The organism is Mesorhizobium sp. M2A.F.Ca.ET.067.02.1.1 (assembly GCF_004023285.1).
In the GTDB taxonomy this organism is placed as follows: Bacteria; Pseudomonadota; Alphaproteobacteria; order Rhizobiales; family Rhizobiaceae; genus Mesorhizobium.
Map to the genome: position 1 here is coordinate 1 of NZ_RZSB01000380.1, position 5712 is coordinate 5712.

5 protein-coding genes and 1 pseudogene are annotated in these 5712 nt (G+C 64.9%); 1 reads left to right on the top strand and 5 read right to left on the bottom strand.

Annotated elements, in window-relative coordinates; all coding sequences use genetic code 11:
• From EOA28_RS22655 to EOA28_RS22665, 3 genes and pseudogenes are all read right to left on the bottom strand, one after another.
• A pseudogene (locus tag EOA28_RS22655) lies at positions 1 to 454 on the bottom strand (radical SAM protein); the annotation flags it as partial.
• Positions 455 to 542: 88 nt separating this feature from the next.
• Positions 543 to 1949: a glutamine synthetase family protein gene (locus EOA28_RS22660; RefSeq protein ID WP_127386496.1), complete on the bottom strand. Its 1407-nt coding sequence runs from the start codon at positions 1947 to 1949 to the stop codon at positions 543 to 545.
• 11 nt (positions 1950 to 1960) lie between these two features.
• Positions 1961 to 3340: an aspartate aminotransferase family protein gene (locus EOA28_RS22665; RefSeq protein ID WP_127249727.1), complete on the bottom strand. Its 1380-nt coding sequence runs from the start codon at positions 3338 to 3340 to the stop codon at positions 1961 to 1963.
• A 144-nt stretch (positions 3341 to 3484) separates the two neighbouring features.
• Between EOA28_RS22665 and EOA28_RS22670 the strand changes: the two genes are divergently transcribed.
• Positions 3485 to 3931, top strand: a complete 447-nt coding sequence (locus EOA28_RS22670) for a hypothetical protein (protein ID WP_127249726.1) — start codon at positions 3485 to 3487, stop codon at positions 3929 to 3931.
• On the opposite strand, the gene EOA28_RS22675 is transcribed toward EOA28_RS22670, so the two are convergent.
• Together EOA28_RS22675 and EOA28_RS22680 are read right to left on the bottom strand one after the other, a co-directional pair.
• Positions 3932 to 4906, bottom strand: coding sequence for a WD40 repeat domain-containing protein (locus EOA28_RS22675; protein WP_127249725.1), 975 nt, complete (start codon positions 4904 to 4906; stop codon positions 3932 to 3934).
• 240 nt (positions 4907 to 5146) lie between these two features.
• Positions 5147 to 5712: GTP-binding protein (locus tag EOA28_RS22680; protein ID WP_189342140.1), on the bottom strand; the 566-nt coding region annotated here is incomplete at its 5' end.

Consider the following 5712-nt stretch of genomic DNA (forward strand, 5'->3'; position numbering starts at 1 on the left):
CTTCGGGGATGGTCTTGAGGTGTATGTAGCCGCCGAACTTTTCCTCGATCCTGAGCCTGCGTGCCACCTCGACCATCTCGCCCATCGTCTCGTCCGGCGAGCGAATGACGCCAGAGGACAGGAACAGCCCCTCGATGTAGTTGCGGCGGTAGAAATCCATGGTGAGCTTCACCACCTCATCGACGCTGAAGCGAGCGCGCCGCACATTCGAGGACGAGCGATTGATGCAATAGCTGCAGTCATAGATGCAGAAATTGGTGAGCAGGATTTTCAAGAGCGAGATGCAGCGCCCATCCGGCGCGTAGGAATGGCAGATGCCGGAACCCTCGGTCGAACCGATGCCGCCCGATCTCAGCGAGTCGCGTTTTGCCGACCCGGACGACGCGCAGGAAGCGTCGTATTTGGCGGCGTCGGACAGGATCGCCAGTTTCTCGCGGACGGAAAGCACAGCCATTTGTTCATGATATGTTCCAGAAATGCAATTGGCTATAACTTTTGATTGTCCGCGGCAAAACGTGATCGCCACGCGCGTGTCGTCCGCCTTACACCTCGTGCAGATAGAGGTGATAGTCCAATTCGCTGACCGTGCGCGCGACGCGCAGATATTCGGCCTGCTTGATCGCCACGAAGGTCCGGTGCAGGTCTGGGCCCAGCCCCGATTTCAGGAAATCGGAGCCCCTGGCCGCCTCGATCGCGGCGCGCCAGTCGGCCGGCATGGTCGATCTTTCGCTCGGCTGCTCGTAACCGTTCCCTGTGGTCTCTGGCCCCGGATCCAGCCCTTCATCGAGCCCTTTGACGATGCCGGCCAGCACTGTCGCCGCCACCAGATAGGGATTGGCGTCGACGCCGGACGGCCGGTGCTCGACGCGGCGGTTCCTGGCGTCGCCCGCCGGCACGCGCAGCGCCACCGAGCGGTTGTTGACGCCCCATGTCGGCGCCACCGGCGCGTAGGATTGCGAGACGAAGCGCCGCCATGAATTGGCGTGCGGCGCGAACACCAGCATCGATTCCGCCATGGTGTGGATCAGGCCGCCAAGCGCGTTGAGCAGCTTGGGCGACCATTTCTCGCCGGCGGCCTCGGTGAAGACGTTACGGCCGTCATCGTCCTGCAGCGAGACATGGAAATGCATGCCCGAACCCGCATAGGCCTCGATGGGCTTGGCCATGAAGCAGGCGGTGACGCCGTGCCGCCGCGCCTGCGCCCTGACAAGCCGCTTCAGCATGACGAGATCGTCGGCTGCCCGCATCACGTCCTTGCGGTAGTTGAGCGTCAGCTCGTACTGGCCGGGCGCGTATTCGGAAATGACCGTCTCGGCCGGAATGCCCTGCGCCTTGGCCGCGGCGTAGATGTCGGAAAACAGCGGCTCCATGCCATGCAGATGGTCGACGGAATAGACCTCGGTCTTCGCCGAACGACGGCCGTCGAGCACCGCGCGGGCAGGCTGCACCTTGCCATCCGCGTCGCGCTCGTTGGACAGCAGGAAGAACTCCAGCTCGAAAGCGCCAGCAGGATGCAGGCCGCGCGCCGCCAGCAATTCCACCTGCCTTGCCAGCACCAGCCGTGGGTCGGAGGTCATCGGCTGGCCGTCGAGATGGTACATCGACATCAGCACCTGGCCGCGCGCCGGATTGGTGCCGTAGAGCGGCACCAGCGTGCCCGGGATCGGCCACGCCCTGAGGTCGCCGTCGCCTGTATCCCACACCAGTCCGGTTTCGTGCACGTCCTCGCCGGTGATGTCGAGGCCGAGGATCGAGATAGGCAGGTGCCTTCCGTTCTCGAAAATCCCCATCAGCTCATGGCGGCGCACGATCTTGCCGCGGCCGATACCGTTGGCGTCGGTCAGCACGATGTCGAACGCCTCGATCTCCGGATGCGCGTCGAGAAAGGCTTTCGCCTCGGCGGGCGTCGACCCGGAAGGCGATGTTGTTACGGCGTTCGGATTGTCCATGGCCGCTTTTCTCACGCCGTAAGCCTGGCCGCAACCGCGGCGAAGGCGGCGATCAGCCGGCTCACTTGCGCTGAAGACGTCACCGGCGAGATCAGCATCATGTTGTGGAACGGCGCGATCAGCACGCCGCGATTGACCAGCGCGACATGGATGGCGGCTTCGAGCTCCGGCGCATGCGCCTTCTCGGCCTCGGCGCCATTATGCAGCGGTCCGGGCACGCAGATGAATTCGACGCGCGCGCCGACCCGCGCGACATGCCAGGGCAGCTTGTTTCGCTGGATGACGGCGGTCAGCCCCGCATCGAGCCGGCGCGCCAGCCGGTCCATATGCGCGTAGGCTTGCTCCGTCATCACCTCCTCTAGCGTCGCGCGCATTGCCGCGAACTGCAGCGGGTTGGCCGACAACGTCGTGCCCATGCCGGAATAGCCGGGCTCCTTGGTCCGGTTATAGGCGGCGTAACACGTGGCGACCTCCTCGCTCATCCCCCAGATGCTCGCCGGCACGCCGCCGGCCACCGGCTTGCCGAGCACGAACAGGTCTGGCTCCAGCCCGTACTTGCGCGTATAGCCGCCGGGGCCGGTGGAGATGGTGTGGGTTTCGTCGATCAGGAGCAGCGTGCCGGCCGCGCGGGTCAGCCGCCGCAGCGCGTCATGGAAGCCGGCATCCGGCAGCACCATGCAGGAATTGGTCAGCACCGGCTCGGTGATGACGCAGGCTACGTCGCGGTCCGCGAGCGCTGCTTCCAAAGCGGCAACATCGTTGAACTCGACGATCTTGGTCGCCCGCGTGAGATCGCGGAATTCGCCGGCCAAACCAGGCCGGTTCACCGGCTTGCCGTCGATCAGCCGCACCATCGTCTCGTCGACTGAACCGTGATAGCAGCCGTTGAAGACCAGGATCTTTTCACGGCCCGTCACGGCGCGGGCGACGCGCAGCGCGAAGCGGTTGGCGTCGGTGGCGGTGGTGGCGATCTGCCAGTAGGGCAGGCCGAAGCGCTGCTGCAGGAGCGGGCCGATCGCCAGCGCGTCCTCGCTGGGCAGCATATAGGTCAGGCCCCGGGCCGCCTGCCGGCGGATCGCGCGGGCGACCGCCGGCGGCGAATGGCCGAGCATCGAGCCGGTGTCGCCGAGGCAGAAATCGTCGAGCCTGTTGCCGTCGTTATCGGTGATGGTGGCACCCTTCGCGCCGTCGACCAGGATCGGGAATGGCGTCGGCCAGTCGGTCATCCAATGCATCGGCACGCCGCCCAGGAAGCCGGCGATGCCGTTGCCAAGCTTGGCCTCGGATTTCGGCCGCGCCTTGCGGAAGGCGGCGGCTTCCATCTCGCGCAATTCGGCGATACGGGCGATGTCGATGCCGCCGATGGAAGTTCCTGGATTCGATGCTTGCATGAAAACCCCCGTGTTTCGCGCGGCACTCTGCCCATGGCTTGGCAAAACTGCAATTGGCCGCGCATGGGACGGGCGTTGGCTCAGCGCTCTTGACCCGGCGCGGCCGCCGGGGCCTCATTGTGGGCGGGCATGGAGGAGGGGGAAATGCGGACAGTTCTTTGCGTGGCAGTGCTTCTTGCGTCAGTGAATGGCGGTTTCGCCTCCGGCGCCCTCTGGTGCTCGGTCGATGACGCCAAGGTCGCCTTCCATCTCGACGCCGGCGTGACCCGTGGCCTGGGCGGGCCGACCTTCAATTTCCGCGGCGACTTGGAGATCAAGGCCCGTCCCGCCACCGACAGCCTGCGCAAGACGGTGTTCGAGGACCAGAACCTTACGCAATACTGGCTCGACGGCGAGGAGTTGCGGCTGCTCGTTTATCGAGAGCACGAAGCCAAGGACACCTACCGCTCGGTGGAGCTGACGATCCTGACCAAGGCCAGCGACGAAAGCACTTATGACGGGCGCTACACGCTCGCGGTCTATGACGGCACGGCCGGCGTGAGCAGCGATCCCGTCGAGTTCAAGGGCGATGTGTCCTGCGGCGCGGAATAGTCAGGCGGTGATGTCAATCACGCCGCAGTCCCCGGCAGCACTTCCGAAGACGATGCGGCGCTCTTCTTTGTCCCACATCATGGCGGTGATGGCGCCCTTGCCGGGGCGGCGCAGCAGCACCTCCTTGGCGTCGGCGAAGCGCGCCGCGATCACCATGCCATCCTCGTAGCCGATGGCCACGACGTCCTGGCTCGGATGGCAGGCGACGCAGGTCACCATCGTGTTGCCGCGCGTGCCGAGTTCCAGCGGCGCCTTGCCCATTGGCCCGTCCTTGGCTTGAAACGGCCAGACGATCGCCGCCGGCGCGCCGGAGCTCGCCAGCCATTTGCCCTTGACGCTCCACGACAGGCTCTTCACCTTGCCGGGATAGCCTGACATGCGCATGTGCTTGCCGTCGGCGAGTTTCCAGCCATGCAGCGCGTTTTCCTGCATGGTGGTGATGAGGAAGGCGCCGTCCGGTGAAAAGGTGATGCCGGTATGGGCGCCGGCCCATTCGAGCTCCACCGGCTTGCCCTCAGCCGCTGGAAAATGCAGCGTCGCGCCATTGTAACGGGCGACGGCAAAACGCATGCCCTTGGGCGAGAAGGCTAGTCCTTCCACCGAGCGCGGGTGGGTGAATTCCTTGATCTTGCCGTCGGCGAAACGCACAAAGGCGGTCTTGCCGGAAGCATAGGCGATCGCGCCCTGCGGACCTGCGGCGACGCTGGTGATCCATTTTTTTCCAGCGCTTGCGAGTTCGCTCATCTCGCCGCCGGCCTTCACGGCAAATACCTTGCCGTCCTCGCCGCCGGTGATCAGCCGGTCGTTGGCCGCATCATGAAAGGCGGCAAGCAGACCGTCATTGGCCTGCACCGTCTTCTGCCCATTGTCCAGGCGATGGATCGCGCCGTCGGCCAGAGCGAAATGCGGCACGTCGTTGAGGAAGACGGCGGCGACGCAATGGCCTTCAAGATCAAGCGGGGCGACTGTGGGCATACGAATGGTCCATTCGGGCTTCTGTGCACGAAGCCGGTGCGGCTAGGTGCGGCCTTGCCTTTTCCCCTTGCGGGAGAAGGTGGATTGGCGCGCAGCGCCAAGACGGATGAGGGGTGTTGGACGGATCGCCGGCATTGCCAAGCTGGAGCACCCCTCATCCGACCTCGCTTCGCGGGGCCACCTTCTCCCACAAGGGGAGAAGCGAAGAACGGGCAGCGCTAGCGCCTGAAGGTCAGGAAATCAAGCCGCCTGGCAGGCTTCAAAACTCTTCCTGAGCCGCTCGGCGTCGAGATCGCGGCCGATGAACACGAGCCGGCTCTCATGCTTCTCGCCGTCCTTCCAGGCGCGCTGGTGGTCGCCCTCGAGGATCATGTGCACGCCCTGCAGCACGTAGCGGTCCTCGTCGCCCTTGAGCGCGATGATGCCCTTCAGCCGCAGGATGTTCGGCCCTTCCATCTGGGTCACCTTCTCGATCCAGGGGAAGAACTTCTTGGGGTCCATCTCGCCGCCGCGCAGCGACACCGACTTCACCGTCACGTCATGGATGTCGGAAGCATGGTGGTGATGGTGATCGTGGCCGTCATGATGATGGTGGTCGTGGTCGCAGTCCGGGCCGCATTCATGGTCGTGATCGTGGTCATGCGCCTCGAGGAAGTGCGGATCGTTCTCCAGCGCGCGCGACAGGTCGAAGGCGCCGCGGTCGAGCACTTCGTCGAGCGCCACGCCGGACCGCTGCGTACGATGGATCTTTGCCGCCGGGTTGATGGCGCGGATCGTCGCCTCGACCTTTTCCAGTTCTTCCGGCG